This window comes from Mycobacterium hainanense (assembly GCF_041890355.1).
In the GTDB taxonomy this organism is placed as follows: domain Bacteria; phylum Actinomycetota; class Actinomycetes; order Mycobacteriales; family Mycobacteriaceae; genus Mycobacterium; species Mycobacterium hainanense.
Genome location: NZ_CP169059.1, coordinates 1,618,984 through 1,644,379, shown reverse-complemented (window position 1 = coordinate 1,644,379; position 25,396 = coordinate 1,618,984). Strand labels below are relative to the sequence as shown.

The 25,396-nt window shown below is 65.0% G+C and carries 19 protein-coding genes and 3 rRNA genes; 9 read left to right on the top strand and 13 right to left on the bottom strand.

Annotation, left to right across the window (positions count from 1 at the left end; translation table 11 throughout):
• Positions 1-52: 52 nt before the first annotated feature.
• Both ACEL92_RS07830 and glgB read left to right on the top strand, forming a co-directional pair.
• Positions 53-2,167 (top strand): alpha-1,4-glucan--maltose-1-phosphate maltosyltransferase, encoded by a 2,115-nt coding sequence (locus ACEL92_RS07830; RefSeq protein ID WP_374025041.1) that lies wholly within the window; start codon positions 53-55, stop codon positions 2,165-2,167.
• A 1-nt stretch (position 2,168) separates the two neighbouring features.
• Positions 2,169-4,364 carry a 1,4-alpha-glucan branching protein GlgB gene (gene glgB / locus ACEL92_RS07825; protein ID WP_374025040.1) on the top strand — a complete coding sequence of 732 codons (2,196 nt, stop codon included), beginning with the start codon at positions 2,169-2,171 and terminating at the stop codon, positions 4,362-4,364.
• Positions 4,365-4,389: 25 nt separating this feature from the next.
• Here the strand turns inward: glgB and ACEL92_RS07820 are convergent, their stop codons facing one another.
• Positions 4,390-5,313 carry a tetratricopeptide repeat protein gene (locus tag ACEL92_RS07820; protein ID WP_374025039.1) on the bottom strand — a complete coding sequence of 308 codons (924 nt, stop codon included), beginning with the start codon at positions 5,311-5,313 and terminating at the stop codon, positions 4,390-4,392.
• 193 nt (positions 5,314-5,506) lie between these two features.
• Positions 5,507-6,700: an acetyl-CoA C-acetyltransferase gene (locus ACEL92_RS07815; protein WP_374025038.1), complete on the bottom strand. Its 1,194-nt coding sequence runs from the start codon at positions 6,698-6,700 to the stop codon at positions 5,507-5,509.
• A 78-nt stretch (positions 6,701-6,778) separates the two neighbouring features.
• On the opposite strand from ACEL92_RS07815, the gene mce reads away from it, so the two are divergent.
• Positions 6,779-7,246, top strand: coding sequence for a methylmalonyl-CoA epimerase (mce, locus tag ACEL92_RS07810; RefSeq protein ID WP_374025037.1), 468 nt, complete (start codon positions 6,779-6,781; stop codon positions 7,244-7,246).
• Here mce and ACEL92_RS07805 read toward each other — a convergent pair whose 3' ends face one another.
• Positions 7,247-7,549 (bottom strand): hypothetical protein, encoded by a 303-nt coding sequence (locus tag ACEL92_RS07805; protein ID WP_374025036.1) that lies wholly within the window; start codon positions 7,547-7,549, stop codon positions 7,247-7,249.
• A gap of 22 nt (positions 7,550-7,571) precedes the next feature.
• A complete protein-coding gene (gene nucS, locus ACEL92_RS07800) occupies positions 7,572-8,243 on the bottom strand; it encodes an endonuclease NucS (RefSeq protein ID WP_374025035.1) in 672 nt (223 codons plus the stop codon).
• A gap of 45 nt (positions 8,244-8,288) precedes the next feature.
• On the opposite strand from nucS, the gene ACEL92_RS07795 reads away from it, so the two are divergent.
• The gene (locus ACEL92_RS07795) at positions 8,289-9,911 is read left to right on the top strand and encodes an adenylate/guanylate cyclase domain-containing protein (RefSeq protein WP_374025034.1); all 1,623 of its coding nucleotides are present in this window, start codon (positions 8,289-8,291) and stop codon (positions 9,909-9,911) included.
• A 69-nt stretch (positions 9,912-9,980) separates the two neighbouring features.
• Positions 9,981-10,361 carry a hypothetical protein gene (locus ACEL92_RS07790; RefSeq protein ID WP_374025033.1) on the top strand — a complete coding sequence of 127 codons (381 nt, stop codon included), beginning with the start codon at positions 9,981-9,983 and terminating at the stop codon, positions 10,359-10,361.
• Between the two features lie 17 nt (positions 10,362-10,378).
• Here the strand turns inward: ACEL92_RS07790 and ACEL92_RS07785 are convergent, their stop codons facing one another.
• Entirely contained in the window at positions 10,379-11,626 is a 1,248-nt protein-coding gene (locus ACEL92_RS07785) for an MFS transporter (protein ID WP_374025032.1), read from the bottom strand.
• A gap of 90 nt (positions 11,627-11,716) precedes the next feature.
• On the opposite strand from ACEL92_RS07785, the gene ACEL92_RS07780 reads away from it, so the two are divergent.
• The 3 genes from ACEL92_RS07780 (at position 11,717) to ACEL92_RS07770 (ending at position 14,657) form a co-directional block, all read left to right on the top strand.
• Positions 11,717-12,601, top strand: coding sequence for a LysR family transcriptional regulator (locus ACEL92_RS07780; RefSeq protein ID WP_374025031.1), 885 nt, complete (start codon positions 11,717-11,719; stop codon positions 12,599-12,601).
• A 68-nt stretch (positions 12,602-12,669) separates the two neighbouring features.
• The gene (locus tag ACEL92_RS07775; protein WP_374025030.1) at positions 12,670-14,157 is read left to right on the top strand and encodes an AlkA N-terminal domain-containing protein; all 1,488 of its coding nucleotides are present in this window, start codon (positions 12,670-12,672) and stop codon (positions 14,155-14,157) included.
• Positions 14,154-14,657 (top strand): methylated-DNA--[protein]-cysteine S-methyltransferase, encoded by a 504-nt coding sequence (locus tag ACEL92_RS07770; RefSeq protein ID WP_374025029.1) that lies wholly within the window; start codon positions 14,154-14,156, stop codon positions 14,655-14,657. The genes ACEL92_RS07775 and ACEL92_RS07770 overlap by 4 nt, the downstream gene beginning before the upstream one ends.
• Positions 14,658-14,716: 59 nt before the next feature.
• On the opposite strand, the gene rrf is transcribed toward ACEL92_RS07770, so the two are convergent.
• The 4 genes from rrf to murA all read right to left on the bottom strand — a co-directional run bounded on the left by rrf (position 14,717) and on the right by murA (position 21,445).
• Positions 14,717-14,829 (bottom strand): 5S ribosomal RNA (gene rrf / locus ACEL92_RS07765).
• Positions 14,830-14,922: 93 nt separating this feature from the next.
• A 23S ribosomal RNA gene (locus tag ACEL92_RS07760) occupies positions 14,923-18,023 on the bottom strand.
• Between the two features lie 282 nt (positions 18,024-18,305).
• Positions 18,306-19,831, bottom strand: a 16S ribosomal RNA gene (locus ACEL92_RS07755).
• Together the 16S, 23S and 5S rRNA genes form the textbook arrangement of a ribosomal RNA operon.
• 360 nt (positions 19,832-20,191) lie before the next feature.
• On the bottom strand, positions 20,192-21,445 hold the full coding sequence (gene murA / locus ACEL92_RS07750) for a UDP-N-acetylglucosamine 1-carboxyvinyltransferase (protein WP_374025028.1): 1,254 nt from the start codon (positions 21,443-21,445) through the stop codon (positions 20,192-20,194).
• An 87-nt stretch (positions 21,446-21,532) separates the two neighbouring features.
• Here murA and ACEL92_RS07745 point away from each other — a divergent pair, with 87 nt between their 5' ends.
• Positions 21,533-22,117: a cob(I)yrinic acid a,c-diamide adenosyltransferase gene (locus ACEL92_RS07745; protein WP_374025027.1), complete on the top strand. Its 585-nt coding sequence runs from the start codon at positions 21,533-21,535 to the stop codon at positions 22,115-22,117.
• A 15-nt stretch (positions 22,118-22,132) separates the two neighbouring features.
• On the opposite strand, the gene ACEL92_RS07740 is transcribed toward ACEL92_RS07745, so the two are convergent.
• The 4 genes from ACEL92_RS07740 to ACEL92_RS07725 are packed head-to-tail and all read right to left on the bottom strand — an operon-like array spanning position 22,133 to position 25,393.
• Positions 22,133-22,576, bottom strand: coding sequence for a DUF2550 domain-containing protein (locus ACEL92_RS07740; protein WP_067747734.1), 444 nt, complete (start codon positions 22,574-22,576; stop codon positions 22,133-22,135).
• Positions 22,577-22,593: 17 nt separating this feature from the next.
• On the bottom strand, positions 22,594-22,959 hold the full coding sequence (locus ACEL92_RS07735; protein WP_067747732.1) for a F0F1 ATP synthase subunit epsilon: 366 nt from the start codon (positions 22,957-22,959) through the stop codon (positions 22,594-22,596).
• A 35-nt stretch (positions 22,960-22,994) separates the two neighbouring features.
• Positions 22,995-24,461, bottom strand: coding sequence for a F0F1 ATP synthase subunit beta (gene atpD / locus ACEL92_RS07730; protein ID WP_374025026.1), 1,467 nt, complete (start codon positions 24,459-24,461; stop codon positions 22,995-22,997).
• Between the two features lie 23 nt (positions 24,462-24,484).
• Entirely contained in the window at positions 24,485-25,393 is a 909-nt protein-coding gene (locus ACEL92_RS07725; protein ID WP_374025025.1) for a F0F1 ATP synthase subunit gamma, read from the bottom strand.
• Positions 25,394-25,396 lie beyond the last annotated feature (3 nt).

Genomic DNA, 25,396 nt, shown 5'->3' with positions numbered 1-25,396 from the left:
TCCGTGCCCGAGACCTCGGGCCGGGAGGAACGGCAAATCGGAACGGAGTGTTGTGCCTGGTCGTGTCGAGATCGATAACGTCCAACCCGTCGTTTCATGCGGCGCGTATCCCGCCAAGGCCGTGGTGGGTGAGATTGTCCCGGTCAGCGCCGCGGTCTGGCGGGAAGGCCACGAGGCCGTGGCGGCGACGCTGGTCGTGCGTTACCTCGGGCCGCGTTATCCGCAGGTAACGGAAACCCGCCGAATCAAAGCGGTTCAGGCCCCCGTCAAGGCCGCGACGGAAATCGACGGCGTGGTGGATCAGCAGCGGGTGAAACCACTGCTGCTGCCGATGACGTTGGGCCTCGAGCCGTACGTCTTCCACGGGCAATTCACGCCCGACCGGGTCGGCCTGTGGACCTTCCGAGTGGACGGCTGGGGCGACCCCATCGACTCCTGGCGGCATGGCCTGATCGCCAAGCTCGAGGCCGGCCAGGGCGAGACGGAACTGTCCAACGACCTGCTGGTCGGGGCCGCCCTGTTCGAGCGCGCCGCGACGGGGGTTCCGCGCGCGAAGCGCGACCCGCTGCTGGCCGCCGCCGCGGCGTTGCGCACTCCCGGTGACCCCGTCACCCGGACCGCGTTGGCCCTGGGGCCCGAAATCGACGAGGTCCTGGCCGAGTATCCGTTGCGCGATCTGCTCACCCGCGGCGAGCAATACGGCGTCTGGGTGGACCGGCCCCTGGCCCGCTTCGGCTCCTGGTACGAGATGTTCCCCCGCTCGACCGGCGGTTGGGACGCCGACGGCAAGCCCGTGCACGGCACATTCGCCACGGCGGCCGCACAGCTGCCGCGCATTGCGGCGATGGGATTCGACGTCGTATACCTGCCGCCGATCCACCCGATCGGCAAGATACATCGCAAGGGACGCAACAACTCTCCGACCGCCGGGCCTTCAGACGTGGGCTCCCCGTGGGCGATCGGCAGCGACGAAGGCGGCCACGACGCCGTCCACCCGAAGTTGGGCACCATCGAGGATTTCGACGCCTTCGTCGCCGCGGTGCGCGATCTGGGCATGGAGGTCTCTTTGGACCTGGCGCTCCAGTGCGCGCCGGACCACCCGTGGGCGCGCGACCACCGCGAGTGGTTTACAGAGTTGCCCGACGGCACCATCGCCTACGCGGAGAACCCGCCAAAGAAGTATCAGGACATCTATCCGCTGAACTTCGACAACGACCCGGCGGGCCTCTACGACGAGGTGTTGCGCGTCGTCCGGTACTGGGTGGACCACGGCGTCAAGTTCTTTCGTGTGGACAATCCGCACACGAAACCGCCGAACTTTTGGGCCTGGCTGATCGCCCAGGTGAAGGGCGTCGATCCCGACGTGCTGTTCCTTTCGGAAGCGTTCACGCCGCCTGCCCGGCAGTACGGCCTGGCCAAACTCGGGTTCACCCAGTCCTACAGCTACTTCACCTGGCGCACCGCAAAGCAGGAACTCACCGAGTTCGGCAACGCCATCGCCGCCGCCGCGGACTTTCGGCGGCCGAACCTGTTCGTGAACACGCCCGACATCCTGCACGCCATCTTGCAGCACAACGGCCCCGGCATGTTCGCCATCCGCGCGGTGTTGGCGGCGACCATGGGCCCGGCGTGGGGTGTGTATTCGGGGTACGAGCTGTTCGAACACCGCGCGGTGCGGGAAGGCAGCGAGGAGTACCTGGACTCGGAGAAATACGAACTGCGGCCCCGCGACTTCGCGGGTGCGCTGGCCGAGGGACGCTCGCTGGAGCCCTTCATCACGCTGCTCAACTCGATTCGCCGGCTGCATCCGGCGCTGCAGCAGCTGCGCACCATCCACTTCCACGCCGTGGACAACGACGCATTGCTGGCCTACAGCAAGTTCGACCCGGCGACCGGCGACTGCGTGTTGGTAGTGGTGACGCTCAACGCGTTCGGCGCCGAGGAAGCCACGCTGTTTTTGGACATGGCGGCTTTGGGTATGGAGCCCTACGAACGATTTTGGGTGCGCGACGAAATCACCGGCCAAGAATTCCAATGGGGGCAAGCAAACTACGTTCGCATCGACCCTGCGCGGGCGGTCGCGCATGTGATCAACATGCCACTCATCCCGCAGGACTCGCGGATGAAGCTGCTCCGCAGGCCACCGAACGGACCGGAGGGATTGTGACATGAGCCAAGCCGACCAACTGGCCAGGACGCACCTGGCGCCCGAACCGACCGACCTGGCCCGCCTGCTGGCCGGCACGCACCACAACCCGCACGGCATCCTGGGCGCCCACGAGTACGGCGACCACACCGTCATCCGGGCGTTCCGCCCGCATGCGACCGAGGTGGTCGCCCTCGTCGGAGACGACCGGTTTCCGTTGGAGCACATCGAATCCGGCTTGTTCGCCACGGTCCTGCCGTTCACCAACCTGATCGACTACCGGCTGCAGATCCGATACGAGGGCGCCGACCCGTACACGGTCGCCGACGCGTACCGCTTCCTGCCCACGCTGGGCGAGGTCGACCTCTTCCTGTTCGGCGAGGGTCGACACGAGCGGCTCTGGGAAGCCCTTGGCGCGCATCCCCGCTCGTTCACCACGGCCGACGGTGTGGTCAACGGCGTGTCGTTCGCGGTGTGGGCGCCCAACGCCAAGGGCGTCAGCCTGATCGGCGAATTCAACGGCTGGACCGGCAGCGACGCCCCCATGCGCTCGCTTGGCTCGTCGGGGGTGTGGGAGCTGTTCTGGCCGGACTTCCCGGTCGACGGTCTGTACAAGTTTCGCGTGCACGGCGCGGACGGCGTCGTCACCGAGCGGGCCGACCCGATGGCCTTCGCCACCGAAGTGCCACCGCACACCGCCTCCCGCGTCACGCGCAGCACGTACACCTGGCAGGACGCCGAATGGATGGAGCAGCGCGCCCAACGCAATCCGGTGTTCGAGCCGATGAGCACCTACGAGGTGCACCTCGGCTCGTGGCGCCCGGGGCTGGGTTACCGGCAGCTCGCCGAGGAGCTGACGAATTACGTGGTGGAGCACGGCTTCACCCACGTGGAGCTGCTACCCGTCGCCGAGCACCCGTTCGCCGGATCGTGGGGTTATCAGGTGACGTCGTACTACGCGCCGACGTCGCGATTCGGCACACCCGACGAATTCCGGGCGCTGGTCGACGCCCTGCACAACGCCGGCATCGGCGTCATCGTGGACTGGGTGCCGGCACACTTCCCGAAGGATGCCTGGGCGCTGGGACGGTTCGACGGTACCCCGCTCTATGAACACGCCGATCCTAAGCGTGGTGAGCAACTCGACTGGGGCACTTACGTTTTCGACTTCGGACGCGCCGAGGTACGTAACTTCCTGGTGGCCAACGCCTTGTACTGGCTCGAGGAGTATCACATCGACGGGCTACGGGTCGACGCCGTCGCTTCCATGCTGTACCTGGACTACTCGCGTCCCGAGGGCGGTTGGACACCCAATATCTACGGCGGCCGGGAGAACCTGGAGGCGGTGCAGTTCCTGCAGGAGATGAACGCCACGGTGCACAAGAGCGCCCCGGGCATCGTCACCATCGCCGAGGAATCGACGTCGTGGCCGGGGGTCACGCGCCCGACCAACCTTGGCGGCCTGGGCTTTTCGATGAAGTGGAACATGGGCTGGATGCACGACACGCTCGACTACATCAGCCGTGACCCGATCTACCGCAACTACCACCACCACGAGATGACGTTCTCGATGCTGTATGCGTTCAGCGAGAACTACGTGCTGCCGATCAGCCACGACGAGGTGGTGCACGGCAAGGGCACCCTGTGGGGCCGGATGCCGGGCAACAACCACGTCAAGGCCGCCGGGCTGCGCAGCCTGCTCGCCTATCAGTGGGCGCACCCCGGCAAGCAATTGCTGTTCATGGGCCAGGAATTCGGCCAGCGCGCCGAATGGTCCGAGGAACGCGGCTTGGACTGGTGGCAGCTCGACGAGCAAGGGTTCTCGAACGGCGTCGCGCGGCTGGTGCGCGACATCAACGCCATCTACCGCAGCCACCCGGCGCTGTGGAGCCAGGACACCGTCCCCGACGGATATTCCTGGATCGACGCCAACGACTCGGCCAACAATGTGCTCAGCTTCCTGCGGTATGGCAGCGACGGATCCGTCATGGCGTGCATCTTCAACTTCGCGGGCAGCGAGCACAGCGGCTACCGGCTCGGACTGCCGTCCGCCGGTCGCTGGCGCGAGGTGCTCAACACCGACGCCACCGATTACAACGGCACCGGCATTGGCAACATGGGCGGCGTGGACGCCACCGAGGACCCGTGGCATGGGCGTCCCGCCTCGGCGGTGCTGGTGCTGCCGCCCAACTCCGCCCTGTGGCTCGAGCCCGAGTAATCCGGCCTTCGCCTCACCGCGAACGTCAGTAGAGCGCGTTCGCGAGGTTGCGCCGCCCGGCGACAACCTCGGGATCGGCGGGATCGAACAGGTCGAAAAGTTCGATCAGCCGGGTGCGCACCCGGGTGCGCTCGTCCCCGGATGTGCTGCGCACCAACGCGATCAGGCGGCCGAACGCCGCGCTCACGTCCTGGTTGAGGATTTCGACGTCGGCGGCCGCGAATGCCGCGTCGATGTCCTTTGGTGCCGCATCGGCGGTGACCACGACGTCCGGCGGATGCGCGGTCGCGCGCATGAGGAAGTCGATCTGCCGGATCGCGCCCTTAGCTTCGGCGCTGCTCGGATTGGCGTCGAGGATCGCTTGATACGCCCCCCGGGCGCCCTCGAAGTCGCCGGCCTCCAGCTGCTCGCGGGCGGCGGCCAGCTCGGGGTCGACCTCGTCGGCAGCCGCGGAACCGCCTGGGCCCCTGAGCTTCCCGGCCGTCGCGGAAAGAATTTGGTCCAGCCAGCCGCGCAATTGCTCCGGCGGCTGCATGCCCTGGAAACTCGAAATCGGCTGCCCGGCGGCCAAAGCCACGACGGTGGGCACCGCGTCCACACCGAATATCTGGGCCACCCTGGGAGCCACGTCGACGTTGACCGTGCCCAGCGACCACTGTCCGTTGTCCTGGGCGGCTATCCCGGCCAACGTGTCCAACAGCTGGACGCACGCGTCGCTGCGCGGGGACCACAGCAGCACCACCACGGGCACTTCCTCGGACCGCAGCAGGACCTCGGGCTCGAAATTGGCCTCGGTGATCGCGGTGACTCCGGGGCCGCCTTCGGCGGCCGACATTGCGCCGCCACCGGTCCCGCCGCCCGGCGGTTGCTGCTGGGCCCGCTGCTTGAGGCCGGACAGGTCGACAGCGCCGGCCATCGCGGGGCCGATCGAGGGTCGCGGACGCGTCACGCCGTCAAGTTTGTCATGAGCGTCGGTGACCCATCCACCCGGTGGCGCGGACCCGCGGGCACGCCGCGGCGGCCCGAAAATCGCGCGCCGAGGTGGCCGCGAGGTCCGATATGACGAAGATCACAAAACTGCCCACGCGTGCCGTCCCAGCAACGTCGGCGAGGCCTCAGCAAACCCGCTTTCTGGGTCGGCCTCACTTTGCCCGCAGGATCAGTGCGTCGCCCTGCCCGCCCGCGCCGCACAGGGCCGCGACGCCGTAGCCGGACCCACGGCGGGCCAGTTCCAGTGCGGCATGCAGCGTGATCCGCGCGCCCGACATCCCGATGGGGTGCCCGACGGCGATCGCGCCGCCGTTGACGTTGACAATCTCGGGATCGACGCCGAGTTCGCGGGTCGAGGCCAGCGCGACAGCGGAAAACGCCTCGTTGATTTCAACGACGTCGAGCTGGTCCACGGTGATGCCCTCGCGGGCGAGCGCTTTCTTGATCGCGTTGGCCGGCTGCGACTGCAGGGTGGAGTCCGGTCCGGCGACCACGCCGTGTGCACCGATCTCGACCAACCAGGTCAGCCCCAGCTCCTCCGCCTTGGCCTTGTTCATCACCACCACGGCCGCGGCCCCATCGGAGATCTGCGACGCCGAACCGGCGGTGATGGTGCCGTCCTTGCGGAAGGCCGGCTTGAGGCCGGCCAGGGACTCGGCGGTGGTGTTGGCGCGAATCCCCTCGTCCTCGGTGAACTGCAGCGGATCCCCCTTGCGCTGCGGGATGTTGACCGGAACGACCTCGTCGGCGAAGACGCCGTCCTTCCACGCCGCGGCCGCCTTCTGATGCGACCGCGCAGCGAACTCGTCCTGCTCGGCGCGGGTGAACTGGTCGACGTCGTTGCGCTGCTCGGTGAGCGCGCCCATCGGCTGGTCGGTGAACACGTCGTGCAGACCGTCGTAGGCCATGTGGTCGAGCACCGTGACGTCGCCGTACTTGTAGCCCGCCCGGCTGTCCATCAGCAAATGCGGCGCCTTGGTCATCGACTCCTGCCCACCGGCCACCACCACGTCGAACTCACCGGCTCGAATTAGCTGGTCAGCGAGCGCGATGGCATCGATCCCGGAGAGGCACATCTTGTTGATCGTCAGCGCCGGGACGTCCCAGCCAATGCCGGCCGCTACGGCCGCCTGGCGCGCGGGCATCTGGCCGGCGCCGGCCGTCAGCACCTGGCCCATGATCACGTACTCGACCAGTCGCCCGGGCACTTCCTCATTTGGAAAAGCTTTCTCCAGCGCGCCGGCGATCGCGATGGCACCCAGATCGCTGGCCGAAAAGTCCTTCAGCGAACCCATCAACTTGCCGATCGGCGTGCGCGCTCCAGCAACGATCACCGATGTCGTCATAACAACCTCCCAAGGATCCGTGGACGGCCGATCCGGCGTCCCGGAGAAGCGCGATCTTTGCCGCCAGGTTACCTTTATGTGATGACGACCGATCAAGTTGACGCCCGTCAGGTCCTGGCCACCGAGCTGGTGACGGCGATCGATCACGTCGGCATCGCAGTCGCCGACTTGGACGCGGCAATCGCGTGGTATCACGACCACCTCGGCATGATCCTGGTGCACGAGGAAGTCAACGAGGACCAGGGAATCCGCGAAGCCATGCTGGCCGTGCGCGGCGCCCCGACCGGTACCGCGCAAATCCAGCTGATGGCCCCTATCGACGACTCCTCGACCATCGCCAAGTTCCTCGACAAGCGCGGACCCGGCCTCCAGCAGATGGCGGTTCGCGTGAGCGACCTGGACAGCGTGGTCGAGCACCTGCGCTCGCAGGGCATCCGGCTCGTCTACGACGCGCCGCGCCGTGGCACGGCAAACTCGCGGATCAACTTCATCCACCCCAAGGACGCCGGCGGCGTCCTCATCGAGCTGGTCGAACAGGCCGCCTGATCAGGACCACTTGCGGGTCGGACCCCGCGTAGCGCGGTGGTTCCAGCACGGGGTATGCCAGTGCCGCCGATCTTCGACTAGTCCTGGGCCTCCCCCGGTGCTCGTCGGCCACACCACCAGATGTGCGGTGCCGACGCGAATTTCGTGATCACAACCCGGACAGCGGTAGGTCTTGACCGCACGGGCGGCTGCGACTGGGCGGACCTCGTACTCGAGGCCGTCGGGCCCGATCTCCACCCGGCGTGACGCCGGTGGCGGCGACGACTGCCACCGCCGGCGTGGCGGTGTGCGGCGCCGGGCCATGCGTTTCTCCTAGCCGGGCGGCTCAGAACAGCCGGTATTCGTCGCTGTCCATCCCGCGCATCTTGTCGTAGTCCAATGTGACACAACGGATCCCGCGGTCCGTCGCCAATGTGCGCGCCTGCGGCCTGATCTGCTGGGCGGCGAACACGCCCTTCACCGGCGCGAGCACGCTGTCGCGGTTGAGCAACTCGAGGTAGCGGGTCAGCTGCTCGACCCCGTCGATCTCGCCGCGCCGCTTGATCTCCACCGCGACCGAACCGCCCTGTTCGTCCCGGCAGAGCAGGTCGACCGGCCCGATGGCCGTCATGTATTCGCGACGAACCAGCGTGTAGCCCTCGCCGAGCAGTTGCACGTGCTCGGCGAGCAGCGCCTGCAGGTGGGCTTCCACCCCGTCCTTGACCAGCCCCGGGTCCACCCCCAGGTCGTGACTGGAGTCGTGCTCGACATCCTCGACGGTGATGCGCAGTTGTTCGCCGGCCTTGTTCTGCACCACCCACACGGGTGCCTGCTCACCGGGCTCCTCGGTCAGCCAGCACGGCGGGCTCATCCAATTCAACGGCTTGTAGGCGCGGTCATCGGCATGCACGCTGACCGATCCGTCGGCCTTGAACAGCAGCAGCCGCCGGGCCGACGGAAGATGCGCGGTGAGCCGGCCGACGTAGTCCACAGTGCACTGGGCGATCACTAGACGCACCCGACTCACCTTAGAGCGTGGCCCACAAATTAGGCTGACGCCACCATGTCGGCCACGCAGAGCTTGGCGAAACGCATCGGGCGGGTGCTCGAGACGGTCACGCGTCAGAGCGGCCGGCTGCCGGAGACCCCTGAGTACGGCTCCCTGCTGCTGGGGCGGGTCTCCGAAAGCCAGCAGCGTCGTCGCATTCGCATCCAGGTCATCATGACCGTGCTGGTTCTGGGGGCGAACCTCATCGGTATCGCCGCGGTGATGCTGATCGTGGCGGTCGCGGTTCCCGAACCGAGCGTGTTTGAGGACGCACCGGGGTGGCTCACCTTCGGGGTCGTGCCGGCCTACATCGCCCTGGCCCTGGCGGTGGGCACCTACTGGATCACGCGCCGGACGGTGCTCGCGTTGCGATGGGCGATCGACGAGCGCACCCCGACCAGCGAGGACGAGCGCAACACCTTTATGGCCCCGTGGGGGATCGCCCGCTTCGACCTCATCCTCTGGGGCATCGGGACGGTCGTGCTGACGGCCCTCTACGGCCTGATCAATACGATGTTCATCCCGCGCTTCGTCGTCGCCGTGGGTTTCGGCGGGATTCTGGTGGCCACCGCTAGCTATCTGCTGGCCGAGTTCGCGTTGCGGCCGGTGGCCGCTCAGGCACTCGAGGCCGGTCCCCCGCCGCGGCGGTTGTCGGCGGGCATCATGGGCCGGACGATGATGGTCTGGTTCCTGGGTTCGGGTGTGCCCGTCATCGGCATCGCCCTGCTGGCCGCGTTCGAGATCTTGCTGCGGAATCTGACCCAGACCCAGTTCGCCGTCGGCGTGCTCATCGTGTGCTTCGCCACGCTGATCTTCGGTTGCCTCTTGATGTGGATCTTGGCCTGGCTCACCGCAACTCCAGTTCGCGTGGTCCGCGCGGCGTTGCGCCGCGTCGAGCGCGGTGATCTGCGGGGCGATCTCGTCGTCTTTGACGGCACCGAACTCGGTGAGCTGCAACGCGGATTCAACGCGATGGTGGACGGGCTGCGCGAGCGTGAACGCGTGCGCGACCTTTTCGGCCGACACGTCGGACGCGAGGTCGCCCTCGCCGCGGAACGCGAGCGACCGAAGCTGGGCGGCGAAGAACGCCATGTAGCAGTCGTATTCATCGACATCGTCGGTTCCACCCAACTGGTGACCAGCCGGCCTCCGGCCGAAGTCGTTTCGGTGCTCAATCGATTCTTCAGCATCGTGGTCGAGGAAGTGGACCGACACTGCGGTCTGGTCAACAAGTTCGAGGGCGACGCGACCCTGGCCATCTTCGGGGCCCCCAACCATCTCGACCATCCGGAAGACCAGGCGTTGACCGCCGCGCGCGCCATCGCCGAGCGGCTCGCCGACGAAATGCCGGAGTGCCAAGCCGGTATCGGCGTGGCGGCGGGGCAAGTGGTCGCCGGGAACGTCGGCGCCCGGGAACGCTTCGAGTACACCGTCATCGGCGGGCCGGTCAACGAGGCGGCCCGCCTGTGCGAGCTCGCCAAGTCGTACCCGGGTCGGATCCTTGCGACGGCCGATGCCCTGGATGGTGCGAGCGAGAACGAGCGCGACCGTTGGGCTTTGGGCGAGACGGTGACGCTACGCGGACACGAACGCCCCACTCAACTTGCTATGCCCGCCGGGACCGCAGGCGCGTCCTGATGGATTGATTTCCGACCCGAGTGGGTAACGGGACTAAGGACATCGCCCCTCAAAGAGATTGGTGTTGACATGACCGGTAGTGGAACCGCGCGGCGTGTTTCCGTCGCCGCGGGAATCGCCGCGGCGATTGCCTTGAGTTCGTTGACCGCAGGCTGCAGCTCAGGCAACAACAACAAGAACCCGACGTCGACTTCGACCGTCACCACCACCGTCACGACGCCGGCCAGCGTCACCACGACGGCGCCGGCGGCGACGACCCCGGCCGGACCGGGCGGCGGACCCGAGACCGGACCCGGCGGCGCCACCACCGCCGGCCCGGGTGGCTCGGGCGCCGGCGCGGGACCCGGTGGGGCGAGCGCGGGTGTGCCGGGCGCGGGCGCGTCCGCCGGACCCGGCGGCGCGGGGGCCTGCGCCGGTGGCGTCTGCGTCGGAACCCCTCCCGGCCCGTAACCGCGTCTCCCGGACGCTCAATCAACCGTGGCCAACTCGGCAACGAGGTGGTTGTTGGTGCGGGAGCCGCTCTCCCGCACCAACGACGCCACCAGGCATGAACCGGCCACCAGCAGCGCGGCGACGAAACCGACGGTCGCAGGCCAGCCGCCGCCGCCGTACACGAGGCCGCCGAACACGCCGGCCACCGATCCGCCCAGGTAGTAGCTGAACAGATACAGCGCCGACGCCTCCGCGCGGTCGCGCTGTGCCACCGCGCCCACCCAACCGCTGGCTACCGTGTGCGCGGCGAAGAAACCACCGGTGAAGACGCCGACACCCACCACCACCGCGGCCAGGGTGTGCGGGACGGTCAGCAGCAGGCCCGTCACTGTAACCGGCAAGGCGACGCCTAGGGCGAGTGGGCGTCCCTTGCGGTCGGCGAGCCGCCCCGCCACCACCGAGGTCCAGGTGCCGACCAGGTACAGCAGGAACAGCAGGCCCACGACCGACGGTGCCAGGCCGAAAGGCTGCCCGGTCAGTCGGTAGCCGAGGTAGTTGTAGACCGTCACAAATCCACCCATCAGCACAAAACCGACCGCGAAGAGCTTCAGCAGCAACGGGTTTCGCAAATGCGCCGCGAGGTTGCGCGCGCTGGCCGCCACGCTCGTCTTCTTCGGCTGGAAGAACTGAGACCTGGGCACCAGGACGGCGAAAACCGCAGTCCCGGCCAGGGTCGTCAGGGAACACACCAGCAGCGCGACCCGCCAATTACTCGCCTCGATCACCAGCGACGGGACGAGTCGACCGGCCAACCCGCCGATCGTCGTTCCGGCGATGTAGCGGCCCATCGCCGATCCGAGCGAGGAGGCGTGTACCTCCTCGGCCAGGAACGCCATCGCGACGGCGGGGATCCCGGCCAGGGCGGCGCCCTGCACCGCCCGTCCGACGAGCAGCACGCTGAGCGTCGGGCTGAACGGCAACACCAGGCCGATCACGCTCGACGCCACCCCCGAGGTCAACATCACAGTGATGCGCCCGTAGCGCTCGGACAGGATGCTGGCGGGAATGATGCAAACGGCCAGCACCCCCGTGGTCAATGAGACCGTGAGAGCCGCCGCCGCCGGACCGATCCGATAGGACGCCGACAGCGCAGGCAGAAGCGCCTGGGTGCAGTACATCGCGGCAAAACTGGCCAGACCGGCACCGCACAGCGCCGCGGTCAATCGCCGGTACCCGCGGGTCCCGGCCCGGTGTGCGATGGCGGTGGAGGGGCGCTGGGGCATGCAATTCATCCTGCGCGATGCAGCGATACAAAGGAAATGAATTATTCGATGGATTAATATGCTCTCCAGACATAAACGAAGGGCCTTCGCGTGGCGAGCAATGATTACGAGTGGTTCGTCACACTCGCGGAGCTGGAGCACGTCACGGCGGCCGCCGAGCAGCTCCGCATGGCCCAGCCGACGCTCACCCGAATGCTCGCCCGTCTCGAGCGGCGGTTGGGAGTGGCGCTGTTCGATCGCCGGGGCAAGCGCCTGTCCCTCAACACCTATGGCCGGATCTTCTACGAGCACGCCCGGCGGGCACAGCTTGAACTCGACTCCGCCAGGCGGGCGATTGACGACTTGGCGAACCCGGCCGTCAGCGAGATCCGGGTGGGCTTTCTCGGCTCGTTCGGGGCGACGGTGGTGCCGCGCTTGATCGCGCGGTTCAGGGAGTCATCACCGCGCGTCGCCTTCGCGCTGGAAGAGGGCGCCGCCGAATCGATCGGCGATCTGGTGCTGGCCGGGCGTATCGACGTCGGGGTGGTGTCGCCGCGTCCGCGGCGGCCAACTCTGGCCTGGCGCAGCCTGTTTCGACAGCGGCTCGGTGTCGCCGTGCCACGCTCCCATCGATTCGAAGGCAGTGCGGCGGTGTCCATGACCGATCTGGCCGACGAGCCCGTCGTGGCCATGCACCCGGGATTCGGCATGCGGCGGCTGCTCGACGAGCTTTGCGCCGCGGCGCAGTTTCAGCCGCGGATCGTGCTGGAGGCGGCGAACCTCACCACAACCGCGGGCCTGGTGGCCGCCGGGCTGGGCGTCGGCCTGATGCCTATCGACGGCAGCGACTACGCGCCGGGGCTGAGCGTGCTGCCACTGGCCGACGCCGACGCGTACCGCGACGTGGGGATGATCTGGGATTCGGGCCGCCCGCTGTCTCGCCCGGCCCGCGACTTCATCGCGGCCGCCGCAGCAGTGCGGCACGACGGCCCCTAGGACAGCGCCCCACTGCCATGTCGCTTTCCCGCCAGTTTTGTCACCGGGCGGGTGTAAGTCTTACAAGCGTGCACGACGACTTCGAACGCTGCTACCGCGCCGTCCAGTCCAAGGACGCCCGGTTCGACGGCTGGTTCGTCACGGCGGTGCTGACCACCCGCATCTATTGCCGGCCCAGTTGCCCGGTTCGGCCGCCGTTCGCCCGCAACGTGCGCTTCTACCCGACCGCGGCCGCCGCTCAGCGGGCCGGATTCCGGGCGTGTAAGCGGTGCCGCCCCGACGCCTCGCCCGGGTCGCCGGAATGGAATGTGCGGGGCGACGTCGTCGCCCGGACGATGCGGCTGATCGCCGACGGGACCGTGGATCGCGAAGGCGTCGGCGGCCTGGCAGCGCACCTCGGCTACACCACCCGCCAGCTGGAGAGGCTGTTGCAGGCCGAGGTCGGCGCGGGGCCGCTCGCGCTGGCCCGCGCCCAGCGGGCGCAGACGGCCCGCCTGCTTGTCGAGACCACCGGCCTGCCATTCGGGGACATCGCGTTCGCGTCGGGGTTTTCCAGCATCCGGCAGTTCAATGACACCGTTCGGTCGGTCTTCGAGAGCACACCGACGGAGCTGCGCCGTCGGGCGGCGGCCCGGGCCGGGACCGGCACCGCTTCGCCGGGGGCGGTGTGCCTGCGATTGCCGGTCCGCACCCCGTTCGCCTACGAGGGCGTCTTCGGCCACCTGGCCGCCAGCGCCGTGCCAGGGTGTGAGGAGATACGCGATGGTGCGTATCGGCGGAGCCTGCGTCTTCCGTTCGGCAGCGCCGTCGCCACGCTGACGCCGGCCGTCGATCACGTCCGCTGCGTGCTGGTGCTCGACGACTTCCGCGACCTGACCACCGCGATCGCCCGCTGCCGCCGACTCCTGGACCTCGACGCCGATCCCGAGGCGGTGGACGACGCCCTGTCCGGCGACCCGCACCTGCGTCCGGTCGTGGGAAAGGCTCCCGGACAGCGCATTCCACGTACGGTCGACGAGGCGGAGCTCGCCGTGCGCGCAGTGCTCGGCCAGCAGGTGTCGACGAAGGCGGCCAGAACCCACGCTGGTCGCTTGGTCGCGGCCTACGGGCGGCCGATCGCCGATCCCGACGGTGGGCTGACCCGTACCTTCCCGTCCGTCGAGCAGCTCGCCGAGATCGACCCCATCCACCTGGCGGTCCCCAAGGCCAGGCAACGAACCCTGAGCGCATTGGTCGCCGCCCTCGCCGACCGCAGTATCGTCCTGGACAGTGGGAGCGACTGGGAAGCCGCCCGCAGCCGGCTGCTGGAGCTACCCGGTGTGGGCCCTTGGACCGCGGAGGTGATTGCGATGCGCGGCCTCGGCGACCCGGATGCCTTCCCCGTCACGGACCTTGGCCTGCGGTTGGCCGCCAAGCAGTTGGGCTTGCCGACCGAAGAACGGACCCTGGTCGCGCACGGCGCCCGGTGGCGCCCCTGGCGCTCGTATGCCACCCAGTACCTCTGGACCACCCTCGAACATCCGGTTAACCAATGGCCACCACAGGAGGTCGCATGATCGAGTACCGCACCATCGACAGCCCGATCGGGCCGCTGACCCTCGCCGGTCAGGACTCGGTGCTGACCATGCTTCGAATGGTCGACCAGACCTACGAACCCAGCCGCACCAATTGGGCACCGAACGCCGCGGCATTCAACGAGGCCACCGAGCAATTGAACGCCTATTTCGCCGGCGAACGCATCGAGTTCGACTTCGACTTCGAGCTTCGCGGCTCCGAATTCCAACGGCGCGTCTGGAAGGCGCTTCAGACAATTCCGTACGGCGAAACCAGGTCCTACGGAGAGATCGCGGAACAGATCGGGGCCCCGGGTTCCGCGCGCGCCGTCGGACTGGCGAACGGCCACAATCCCATCGCGATTGTCGTTCCCTGTCACCGCGTCATCGGCGCCAACGGAAGCCTTACCGGCTACGGCGGCGGGCTCGACCGCAAGCGAACCCTGCTCGCATTGGAGAAGAAACGCGTATCGGAGAATGCGGCTTTGACATTGTTCGATTAGGAATAGGCGTTGTCCGCAAATGCAAAAACACCCCCGTTGCCGGGGGTGTTTTTGTGTATGTTCGGCGGTGTCCTACTTTTCCACCCGAGAGGGCAGTATCATCGGCGCTGACAGGCTTAGCTTCCGGGTTCGGAATGGGACCGGGCGTTTCCCTGTCGCTGTGGCCGCCGTAACTCTATTTAAATTTGGTTTCGGTGGGGGGTGTGGTGTTCAGAGCGTCCCGCGACAAATAGTCGCTGGGACTGAACAGTGGTTGCGAGTGTGTGTTGGTAAGTTTTCGGCCGGTTAGTGCCAGTTCCCTGCACTCATTACTGAGCTTCCAGGTCTGGCCTATCAATCCCGTGGTCTGCGGGGGGCCTTATCCCTCTAAAAGGGTGAGAAACCTGATCTTGGAGAAGGTTTCCCGCTTAGATGCTTTCAGCGGTTATCCTGTCCGAACGTGGCTATCCAGCGGTGCCCCTGGTGGGACAACTGGTATACCAGAGGTTCGTCCGTCCCGGTCCTCTCGTACTAGGGACAGGTTTCCTCAAGTTTCTGACGCGCGCGGCGGATAGAGACCGAACTGTCTCACGACGTTCTAAACCCAGCTCGCGTGCCGCTTTAATGGGCGAACAGCCCAACCCTTGGGACCTGCTCCAGCCCCAGGATGCGACGAGCCGACATCGAGGTGCCAAACCATCCCGTCGATATGGACTCTTGGGGAAGATCAGCCTGTTATCCCCGGGGTACCTTTTATCCGTTGAGCGACACCCCTTCCACTCGGGGGTGCCGGATCACTAGTCCCGACTTTCGTCCCTGCTTGACTTGTAAGTCTCGCAGTCAAGCTCCCTTGTGCACTTACACTCAACACCTGATTGCCGTCCAGGTTGAGGGAACCTTTGGGCGCCTCCGTTACATTTTAGGAGGCAACCGCCCCAGTTAAACTACCCGCCAGGCACTGTCCGTGAACCCGATAAGGGTTCGACGTTAGGTGTCCAATACGATCAGAGTGGTATTTCAACAACGACTCCGCCCCAACTGGCGTTGGGGTTTCACAGTCTCCCACCTATCCTACACAAACCGTACCGAACACCAATACCAAGTTGTAGTGAAGGTCCCGGGGTCTTTTCGTCCTGCCGCGCGTAACGAGCATCTTTACTCGTAGTGCAATTTCGCCGAGTCTATGGTTGAGACAGTTGGGAAGTCGTTACGCCATTCGTGCAGGTCGGAACTTACCCGACAAGGAATTTCGCTACCTTAGGATGGTTATAGTTACCACCGCCGTTTACTGGGGCTTAAATTCTCCGCTTCACCTTACGGTTAACGGGTCCTCTTAACCTTCCAGCACCGGGCAGGCGTCAGTCCGTATACATCGTCTTGCGACTTCGCACGGACCTGTGTTTTTAGTAAACAGTCGCTACCCACTGGTTTCTGCGGCCGAATCCCGCTCCCACCGCAAGGGTGTTCACGGTATTCCGGCCCCCCTTCTCCCGAAGTTACGGGGGCATTTTGCCGAGTTCCTTAACCATAGTTATCTCGTACGCCTTGGTATGCTCTACCTGACCACCTGTGTCGGTTTGGGGTACGGGCCGTGTGTGTGCTCGCTAGAGGCTTTTCTTGGCAGCAGAGGATCACCGAATTCACCTCAACCGGCTATGCATCACCTCTCAGGATTAATGAGCGACGGATTTGCCTATCGCTCTCCCTACAGGCTTGCCCCAGTATTACCACTGACTGGTACGGCTACCTTCCTGCGTCACCCCATTGCTTGACTACTACCAGCGAAGGTCCCACGCAGCCCCGAAACTCCATGCCCCCGAAGGGGAATGGTCGATCCGGTTTTGGGTGGTTAGTACCGCTGATTCGTCAGGGACGCCCACACACGGGTACGGGAATATCAACCCGTTGTCCATCGACTACGCCTGTCGGCCTCGCCTTAGGTCCCGACTCACCCTGGGCGGACTGGCCTGGCCCAGGAACCCTTGGTCTTACGGCGGGCAAGGTTCTCACTTGCCTTATCGCTACTCATGCCTGCATTCTCACTCCCCCAAACTCCACCACACGGTTACCCGGTGGCTTCGCTGCATGGGGGACGCTCCCCTACCCAACCTTACGGTTGCCGCGGCTTCGGCGGTGTGCTTGAGCCCCGCTACATTATCGGCGCACAATCACTTGACCAGTGAGCTATTACGCACTCTTTCAAGGGTGGCTGCTTCTAAGCCAACCTCCTGGTTGTCTCTGCGACTGCACATCCTTTTCCACTTAGCACACGCTTAGGGGCCTTAGCCGGCGATCTGGGCTGTTTCCCTCTCGACGTACGGAGCTTATCCCCCGCCGTCTCACTGCCACGCTATACACCACGGCATTCGGAGTTTGGCTGACGTCAGTAACCTAGTAGGGCCCATCGGCCATCCAGTAGCTCTACCTCCGTGGTGAAACACGTAACGCTGCACCTAAATGCATTTCGGGGAGAACCAGCTATCACGGAGTTTGATTGGCCTTTCACCCCTACCCACAGCTCATCCCCTCAGTCTTCAACCTAAGTGGGTTCGGGCCTCCACGCGGTCTTACCCGCGCTTCACCCTGGCCATGGGTAGATCACTCCGCTTCGGGTCCAGAACACGCCACTACACCCCAAAGGGGATGCGCCCTATTCAGACTCGCTTTCGCTGCGGCTACCCCGCACGGGTTAACCTCGCGACGTGTCCCTGACTCGCAGGCTCATTCTTCAAAAGGCACGCCATCACCCCATAAGGAGGCTCTGACGGATTGTAGGCACACGGTTTCAGGTACTCTTTCACTCCCCTCCCGGGGTACTTTTCACCATTCCCTCACGGTACTAATCCGCTATCGGTCATCGAGAAGTATTTAGGCTTACCGGGTGGTCCCGGCAGATTCACAGCAGATTCCACGGGCCCGCTGCTACTCGGGTGTTGATATAAGGCAGGTGCCGGGTTTTCGCGTACCGGGCTTTCACCGTCTACGGCGGGCCGTCCCAGGCCACTTCCGCTAACCACGACACTTTCTGACTACCCCTCAGCCAGGTAGAGCTGAGACATATCAATCCCACAACCCCGCACACACAACCCCTACCCGGTTATCCATGCATGCGGTTTAGCCTGTTCCGCGTTCGCTCGCCACTACTGACGGAATCACAATTGTTTTCTTCTCCTACGGGTACTGAGATGTTTCACTTCCCCGCGTTACCTCCCGCACCCTATATATTCAGATACGGGTAACACGACATCACTCGTGCTGGGTTTCCCCATTCGGAAATCCTCGGATCAATGCTCGGTTGACAGCTCCCCGAGGCATATCGCAGCCTCCCACGTCCTTCATCGGCTCTCGATGCCAAGGCATCCACCATGCGCCCTTAAACACTTACTTACACACAAGAGTTATAAAAGAAATTACACATTTCAACGAACACGCCACCGTTGCCGGCAACGCATCCGTCTAGATGCTCGCAACCACTATCCAATACTCAAACACCACACCCCACCACCAAGATGGAGGGACACCACACGGACTGGCCGAGTGTTGTCTCAGGGCCCAATAGTGTGTCTGGCAATCATTTGCTGTTGTGCACCCGGCCCCCGCCCACTACAGGCGAGGACCCCTCACGGCTCGCACCCCACCAATTGGAGTGCTTTTCGTGGTGCTCCTTAGAAAGGAGGTGATCCAGCCGCACCTTCCGGTACGGCTACCTTGTTACGACTTCGTCCCAATCGCCGATCCCACCTTCGACAGCTCCCTCCCAAGGGTTAGGCCACTGGCTTCGGGTGTTACCGACTTTCATGACGTGACGGGCGGTGTGTACAAGGCCCGGGAACGTATTCACCGCAGCGTTGCTGATCTGCGATTACTAGCGACTCCGACTTCACGGGGTCGAGTTGCAGACCCCGATCCGAACTGAGACCGGCTTTAAAAGGATTCGCTTAACCTTGCGGCATCGCAGCCCTTTGTACCGGCCATTGTAGCATGTGTGAAGCCCTGGACATAAGGGGCATGATGACTTGACGTCATCCCCACCTTCCTCCGAGTTGACCCCGGCAGTCTCTCACGAGTCCCCGGCATTACCCGCTGGCAACATGAGACAAGGGTTGCGCTCGTTGCGGGACTTAACCCAACATCTCACGACACGAGCTGACGACAGCCATGCACCACCTGCACACAGGCCACAAGGGAACGCCTATCTCTAGACGCGTCCTGTGCATGTCAAACCCAGGTAAGGTTCTTCGCGTTGCATCGAATTAATCCACATGCTCCGCCGCTTGTGCGGGCCCCCGTCAATTCCTTTGAGTTTTAGCCTTGCGGCCGTACTCCCCAGGCGGGGTACTTAATGCGTTAGCTACGGCACGGATCCCAAGGAAGGAAACCCACACCTAGTACCCACCGTTTACGGCGTGGACTACCAGGGTATCTAATCCTGTTCGCTCCCCACGCTTTCGCTCCTCAGCGTCAGTTACTGCCCAGAGACCCGCCTTCGCCACCGGTGTTCCTCCTGATATCTGCGCATTCCACCGCTACACCAGGAATTCCAGTCTCCCCTGCAGTACTCTAGTCTGCCCGTATCGCCCGCACGCTCACAGTTAAGCCGTGAGATTTCACGAACAACGCGACAAACCACCTACGAGCTCTTTACGCCCAGTAATTCCGGACAACGCTCGCACCCTACGTATTACCGCGGCTGCTGGCACGTAGTTGGCCGGTGCTTCTTCTCCACCTACCGTCAACTCACGAAGTGAGCCTTCGTCGATGGTGAAAGAGGTTTACAACCCGAAGGCCGTCATCCCCCACGCGGCGTCGCTGCATCAGGCTTGCGCCCATTGTGCAATATTCCCCACTGCTGCCTCCCGTAGGAGTCTGGGCCGTATCTCAGTCCCAGTGTGGCCGGACACCCTCTCAGGCCGGCTACCCGTCGTCGCCTTGGTAGGCCATCACCCCACCAACTAGCTGATAGGCCGCGGGCCCATCCCACACCGCAAAAGCTTTCCACCACAAGGCATGCGCCAAGTGGTCCTATCCGGTATTAGACCCAGTTTCCCAGGCTTATCCCGAAGTGCAGGGCAGATTGCCCACGTGTTACTCACCCGTTCGCCACTCGAGTACCCCGAAGGGCCTTTCCGTTCGACTTGCATGTGTTAAGCACGCCGCCAGCGTTCGTCCTGAGCCAGGATCAAACTCTCCAAACAAAATCTCCTCGCAGAACGAGGTGAATTTCAAATCAGAGATACCTGACAAGACGCCAATAACTGGCATCAAAATTGCCATACCCACACACGGGGAGTGCTAGGTATGGCCAAAAAAACAACAACAAATAATAAAGACCAAACACACTATTGAGTTCTCAAACAACACTTGTTTCGCCCGTTTTGGGGCAACCCTGCCAGCTTAATACAGGTCCGGCAGTGGAGTCAACTCCCAGTTTTGGTCTTCTGCAGACCGTTTCGGGAGCAGCCGTGCCAGGCTAGTACCAATCCAGCGAGGGAGTCAAGAGCCCGGGGTGTCGGTCGCCTGGTGTGGCGACCGCCCCTGCGGGGCACTGACTTTGGTTACTCTACCCGCTCGATCTCCGCTCCCAAAATCGCCAGGTTTTCGACGAACAACGGGTAGCCGCGATCGATGTGAAAGACGTCGTGAACCTCGGTGTCGCCGTCGGCGACGAGCCCCGCCAAGACCAGGCCGGCACCGGCCCGGATATCGGAGCACCACACGGGGGCGCTGGACAATTGCGGTAGGCCCCGGACGACGGCATGGTGGCCGTCCGTGCGGGCGTCGGCACCCAGCCGGATCATTTCTTCGACGAAACGGAACCGCGCCTCGAAGACGTTTTCCGTGATCATCGACGTCCCGTCGGCGATCGACGCCAGCGCGATCGCCATCGGTTGCAGGTCGGTGGGAAACCCGGGGAACGGCAAGGTCGCGACGTTGACGGCCTTGGGGCGCTCGTACTGGGTGATCCGGAAGCTGTTGTCCGTTTGGGTGACCGTCGCGCCGGCGTCGTGCAACTTGTGCAGCACCACCTGAAGGTGGGCCGGGTCGACGCCCGTGACGGAGATGTCGCCCCGGGTCATCGCGGCGGCGATGCCCCAGGTGGCGGCGACGATGCGGTCCCCGATCACGCGATGCTCGGTGGGGTGTAGCCGCGGGACGCCGGTGATGGTCATCGTCGGCGAACCGGCGCCATCGACCTGCGCGCCCATCTGATTCAGCATGGTGCACAGGTCCACGACGTCGGGTTCGCGCGCGGCGTTGTGGATCGTGGTGACTCCCTCGGCCAACACGGCGGCCATCAGGATGTTTTCGGTGGCTCCCACCGAGGGGAACTCGAGCTGGATCTCGGCGCCGCGCAACGTGTCGGCCTGGGCGACAACGCAACCGTGCTCGATGTTGCACTGCGCGCCCAGCTGGCGCAGGCCGGCCTGATGCATGTCGAGCGGCCGAGATCCGATCGCGTCACCGCCCGGGAGTGCGACCCGGGCCCGCTTGCACCGGCCGACCAGCGGCCCGAGCACACAGACCGACGCCCGGAACTGGCGCACCGCCGCAAAATCGGCGTCGTATTTCGGCTCGTCCGGCGAGGTGATCCGGGCGACATCGCCGTCGAGCTCGACGGTGGCGCCCAAGCCGCGCAACACCTCGGCCATCAACGGCACATCGAGGATGTCGGGGCAGTTGGTGATGGTGCTGGTGCCTTCGGCCAACAGCGCCGCGGCCATCAGCTTGAGCACGCTGTTCTTGGCGCCCCCCACTGCGACTTCGCCGGACAACCGGTTGCCGCCGGTCACCACGAATCGCTCTGCCACCCGCGTCAGTCTAGTGAAGCGGTATCGGGTTGTCAGTCAGCCGAGCCGAGGCGCCGCGCCGCCGCGCGCCGCAGTACCGTCGTGCTCATGGCGATACACCTGACCCGCATCTATACCCGGACCGGTGACGACGGAACGACCGGATTGAGCGACTTTTCGCGGGTCTCCAAGAACGATCCCCGCCTGGTGGCCTACGCGGATTGTGACGAGGCGAACTCGGCGATCGGCGTGGCGATCGCCTTGGGTCAGCCCGACGAGGAGACGGCCGGCGTGCTGCGACAGATCCAGAACGACCTGTTCGACGCCGGCGCGGACCTGTCGACGCCGGTGGTACCGAACCCCGAGCATCCCCCGCTTCGGGTCACCCAGCCCTACATCGACCGGCTCGAGGCCTGGTGTGACAAATATAACGAAGACCTGCCTGCGCTGAATTCCTTTGTGCTGCCTGGGGGTTCGCCGTTATCGGCGCTGCTGCACGTCGCCCGCACGATCGTCCGTCGCGCGGAACGATCGGCGTGGGCGGCCGTCGATGCCGCGCCGCAGCAGGTCAACGTCCTGCCGGCGAAGTATTTGAACCGCCTCTCGGATCTGCTTTTCATCCTCGCGCGCGCGGCGAACCCCGACGGCGACGTCCTGTGGAAACCGGGCGGCGGCGCGCCGAGTGCGAGTTAGCTTGCCGCCCGAGGCCTAGACGCTGCGACGACGAGCGCGCGGCGACGGGCGGGACTCCAGCCACGACAGGAAGGCCGTCAACGCGCCCTTGTCCAGCGCGATTTCATATCCGGTCCGGCGGTCCTGGGTCGTGTCGCGCAGTTCCACCACGACGATCTCGTCGGTCATGATGTCGAATTCGTCCCCGCGCGGTGCGCGCCGGGCCACGATTTCGACGCCCCTGCGGCTGAGTCGACGGTCCGGCCACAAACGCAGGCTGGAGAGCCGGTAGAACGCGGCCTCACCGCCGCGGTAGCGAATCACGCCGTGCCGCCAGCCGTGGCCACCTACCGCGGGAATGTCGCGCATGATCCCCGCGGTGCCGCCCTGGCGCAGCTTCCACAACCGATAGCTCAGCGCGACAACCGCGCCCGCCAAAACGACAACGAGCACGACCATGCCGACCATGGGCGCGCTCATCGTCTTGTCCGAAGCGCCTAGTCGATCGCGCCGACGGCGCGCAATCTGCCGCGCCCGCGCGCCGCGATGCGGGGGTCGTCGGACTCCGAATCCTCCCGGGCGGCGCTTTCGTCGATCTCGGACTCGAACGCGGCGGACTCCGCCAGTACGGTCACCGTCTCCTCGGTGACCGAAAGGAACCCGCCTTCGATGGCGACCCGCAGATCGTCTTCGCCTTCGCGCTCGACGCGCACCATCGCGTCGTCGACCAACTGGGCCACGACCGGGATGTGCCGGGGCAGGATACCGATCTCGCCGACGGTGGTCCGGGTGAATAAGAACGTTGCCTCACCCGACCAGATCTTGCGGTCGACGGCGACTATTTCGACGTTCAATTCGGCCATGCCACAGAGCCTTTCAGAGCCTTAGCGCTCAGTCCTCAGGAGTCCAACTTGGCGCCGAAGCTTTCGGCTTTCTTCGCCAGGTCGTCCAGGCCGCCGATCAGGAAGAAGGCCTGCTCCGGGATGTGGTCGAAGTCGCCCTTGGTCAGGCGGTCGAACGCCTCGATGGTCTCCTTCAGCGGCACGGTCGAACCCGGCTGGCCGGTGAACTGCTCGGCCGCCATCATGTTCTGCGAGAGGAACCGCTCGATGCGGCGCGCGCGCTGCACCAGCTGCTTGTCCTCTTCTGACAACTCGTCGATACCGAGGATGGCGATGATGTCCTGAAGGTCCTTGTAGCGCTGCAGGATCCGGATGACTTCCTGAGCGACGCGGTAGTGCTCGTCACCGACGACACTCGGGTCCAGGATGGTCGAGCTCGATGCCAGCGGGTCCACCGCGGGGAAGATGCCCTTGGAGAACACCGAACGCGACAGCTCGGTGGTTGCGTCCAGGTGCGCGAAAGTGGTCGCCGGCGCCGGGTCGGTGTAGTCGTCGGCGGGCACGTAGACCGCTTGCATGGACGTGATCGACTTGCCCCGCGTCGAGGTGATGCGCTCCTGCAGCTCACCCATCTCATCAGCCAGCGTGGGCTGGTAGCCCACCGCGGACGGCATCCGGCCGAGCAGCGTGGAGACCTCGGATCCTGCCTGGGTGAATCGGAAGATGTTGTCGATGAACAGCAGTACGTCCTGGCCGGCTTCGTCGCGGAACCACTCGGCCATCGTCAGCGCCGACAGGGCCACCCGCATACGGGTGCCGGGCGGCTCGTCCATCTGACCGAACACCAGCGCGGTGTCCTTGAGCACGTCGGCCTCTTTGAGCTCGACCCACAGGTCGTTGCCCTCGCGGGTGCGCTCCCCCACGCCGGCGAAAACCGAAGTACCACCGAAGTTTCGGGCGATACGGTTGATCATCTCCTGGATCAACACCGTCTTGCCCACGCCGGCGCCACCGAACAGCGCGATCTTTCCGCCTCGCACGTACGGGGTCAGCAAGTCGACAACCTTGAGCCCGGTCTCGAGCATTTCGGTGCGGGGCTCGAGCTCCTCGAAGGCCGGCGGCTTGCGGTGGATCGACCAGTGCTCGAAGTCCTCGCCGTAACCGGGCTTGTCCAGGCAGTCGCCCAGCGCGTTGAAGACGTGACCCTTGACGTCCTGGCCGACCGGCACCGAGATCGGCTTGCCGCTGTCGGTCACCTCGACGCCGCGGACCAGGCCGTCGGTGGGCTGCAACGAGATCGTGCGGACCAGGTTGTCGCCGAGGTGCTGTGCGACCTCGAGCGTCAGGGTCTTCTTCAGTTCCTCGAACGTGATCTCGGCGTTGAGCGCGTTGAACAGTTCCGGCACGGATCCACGCGGGAACTCGACGTCAACCACGGGACCGGTGATCCGCACCACGCGGCCGCTCGTCTCGGAGTTGGTGGACTTCTCGGTCTTCTCTTGGGTTCCGGTAGCAGCAGCCATGTTCTTTTTCTCTTCCTCGTGTGCTACTGAGCGTCGGCGAGTGCGTTTGCACCACCGACGATTTCGCTGATCTCTTGGGTGATCTGAGCCTGCCGCTCGCGGTTCGCCATCAGCGTCAGTTCCTTGATCAGGTCGTCCGCGTTGTCGGTAGCGGACTTCATCGCTCGCTGTCGCGACGCGAGCTCCGATGCCGCCGATTCGAGCAGCGCGGCGTAGACGCGGGTCGTCACGTACCGCGGCAGCAGCGACTCGAAAAGCGTTGTCGCGTCCGGCTCGAACGAATACAACGTGTGCAGTTCCTCGGTGTCCTCGACGTACTCCACGACCAGCGGAGCGATGCGGTGGGCCGCCGCGGCCTGAGACATCATCGACTTGAACTCCGAGTAGACGATGTGCAGTTCGTCGACGCCCTGGTCGTCCGCCGACTCGTCGTCACCGGCGCCCTTCATGAACGCATCGACCAAGGTGTCGGCGATCTCCACGGCGTTCTCGTACTTGGGTTGCTCGGAGAAGCCGGTCCACGAGTCGGTGATGTCCCAGTTGCGGAACCTAAAGTAGTTCTGCGCCTTCCGGCCAACGGTGTAGACGACCGGCGTCTTGCCTTCCTCCCTCAGCAGCGAGAACAGCTCCTCGGCCCGACGGAAGATGCTGGAGTTGTACGCCCCGCACAGTCCGCGGTCGGAGGACACCACCAGCACGCCGGCCCGTTTGGGTTCTTCCCGTTCGACCAACAACGGGTGATCCAGGGCGGCTTCGGACGACAGCGTGGTCAGCATCGCGGTGATCTGAAACGCGTAGGGCCTAGCCGCTTCGAGCCGGGCCTGCGCCTTGCCGATGCGCGATGTCGCAATCATCTCCTGGGCCTTGGTGATCTTCTTGATCGACCCCGCCGAGCGAATCCGCCCGCGTAGTTCGCGAAGTGTGGCAGCCATTGT

Coding starts and splice junctions, on each gene's coding strand:
- glgB (WP_374025040.1), top strand. CDS start 2,169: ATGAGCCAAGCCGACCAACTGGCCAGGACGCACCTGGCGCCCGAACCG.
- ACEL92_RS07815 (WP_374025038.1), bottom strand. CDS start 6,700: ATGACGACATCGGTGATCGTTGCTGGAGCGCGCACGCCGATCGGCAAG.
- ACEL92_RS07805 (WP_374025036.1), bottom strand. CDS start 7,549: ATGGCCCGGCGCCGCACACCGCCACGCCGGCGGTGGCAGTCGTCGCCG.
- ACEL92_RS07795 (WP_374025034.1), top strand. CDS start 8,289: ATGTCGGCCACGCAGAGCTTGGCGAAACGCATCGGGCGGGTGCTCGAG.
- ACEL92_RS07790 (WP_374025033.1), top strand. CDS start 9,981: ATGACCGGTAGTGGAACCGCGCGGCGTGTTTCCGTCGCCGCGGGAATC.
- ACEL92_RS07785 (WP_374025032.1), bottom strand. CDS start 11,626: ATGCCCCAGCGCCCCTCCACCGCCATCGCACACCGGGCCGGGACCCGC.
- ACEL92_RS07770 (WP_374025029.1), top strand. CDS start 14,154: ATGATCGAGTACCGCACCATCGACAGCCCGATCGGGCCGCTGACCCTC.
- ACEL92_RS07745 (WP_374025027.1), top strand. CDS start 21,533: ATGGCGATACACCTGACCCGCATCTATACCCGGACCGGTGACGACGGA.
- ACEL92_RS07740 (WP_067747734.1), bottom strand. CDS start 22,576: ATGAGCGCGCCCATGGTCGGCATGGTCGTGCTCGTTGTCGTTTTGGCG.
- ACEL92_RS07735 (WP_067747732.1), bottom strand. CDS start 22,959: ATGGCCGAATTGAACGTCGAAATAGTCGCCGTCGACCGCAAGATCTGG.
- atpD (WP_374025026.1), bottom strand. CDS start 24,461: ATGGCTGCTGCTACCGGAACCCAAGAGAAGACCGAGAAGTCCACCAAC.
- ACEL92_RS07725 (WP_374025025.1), bottom strand. CDS start 25,393: ATGGCTGCCACACTTCGCGAACTACGCGGGCGGATTCGCTCGGCGGGG.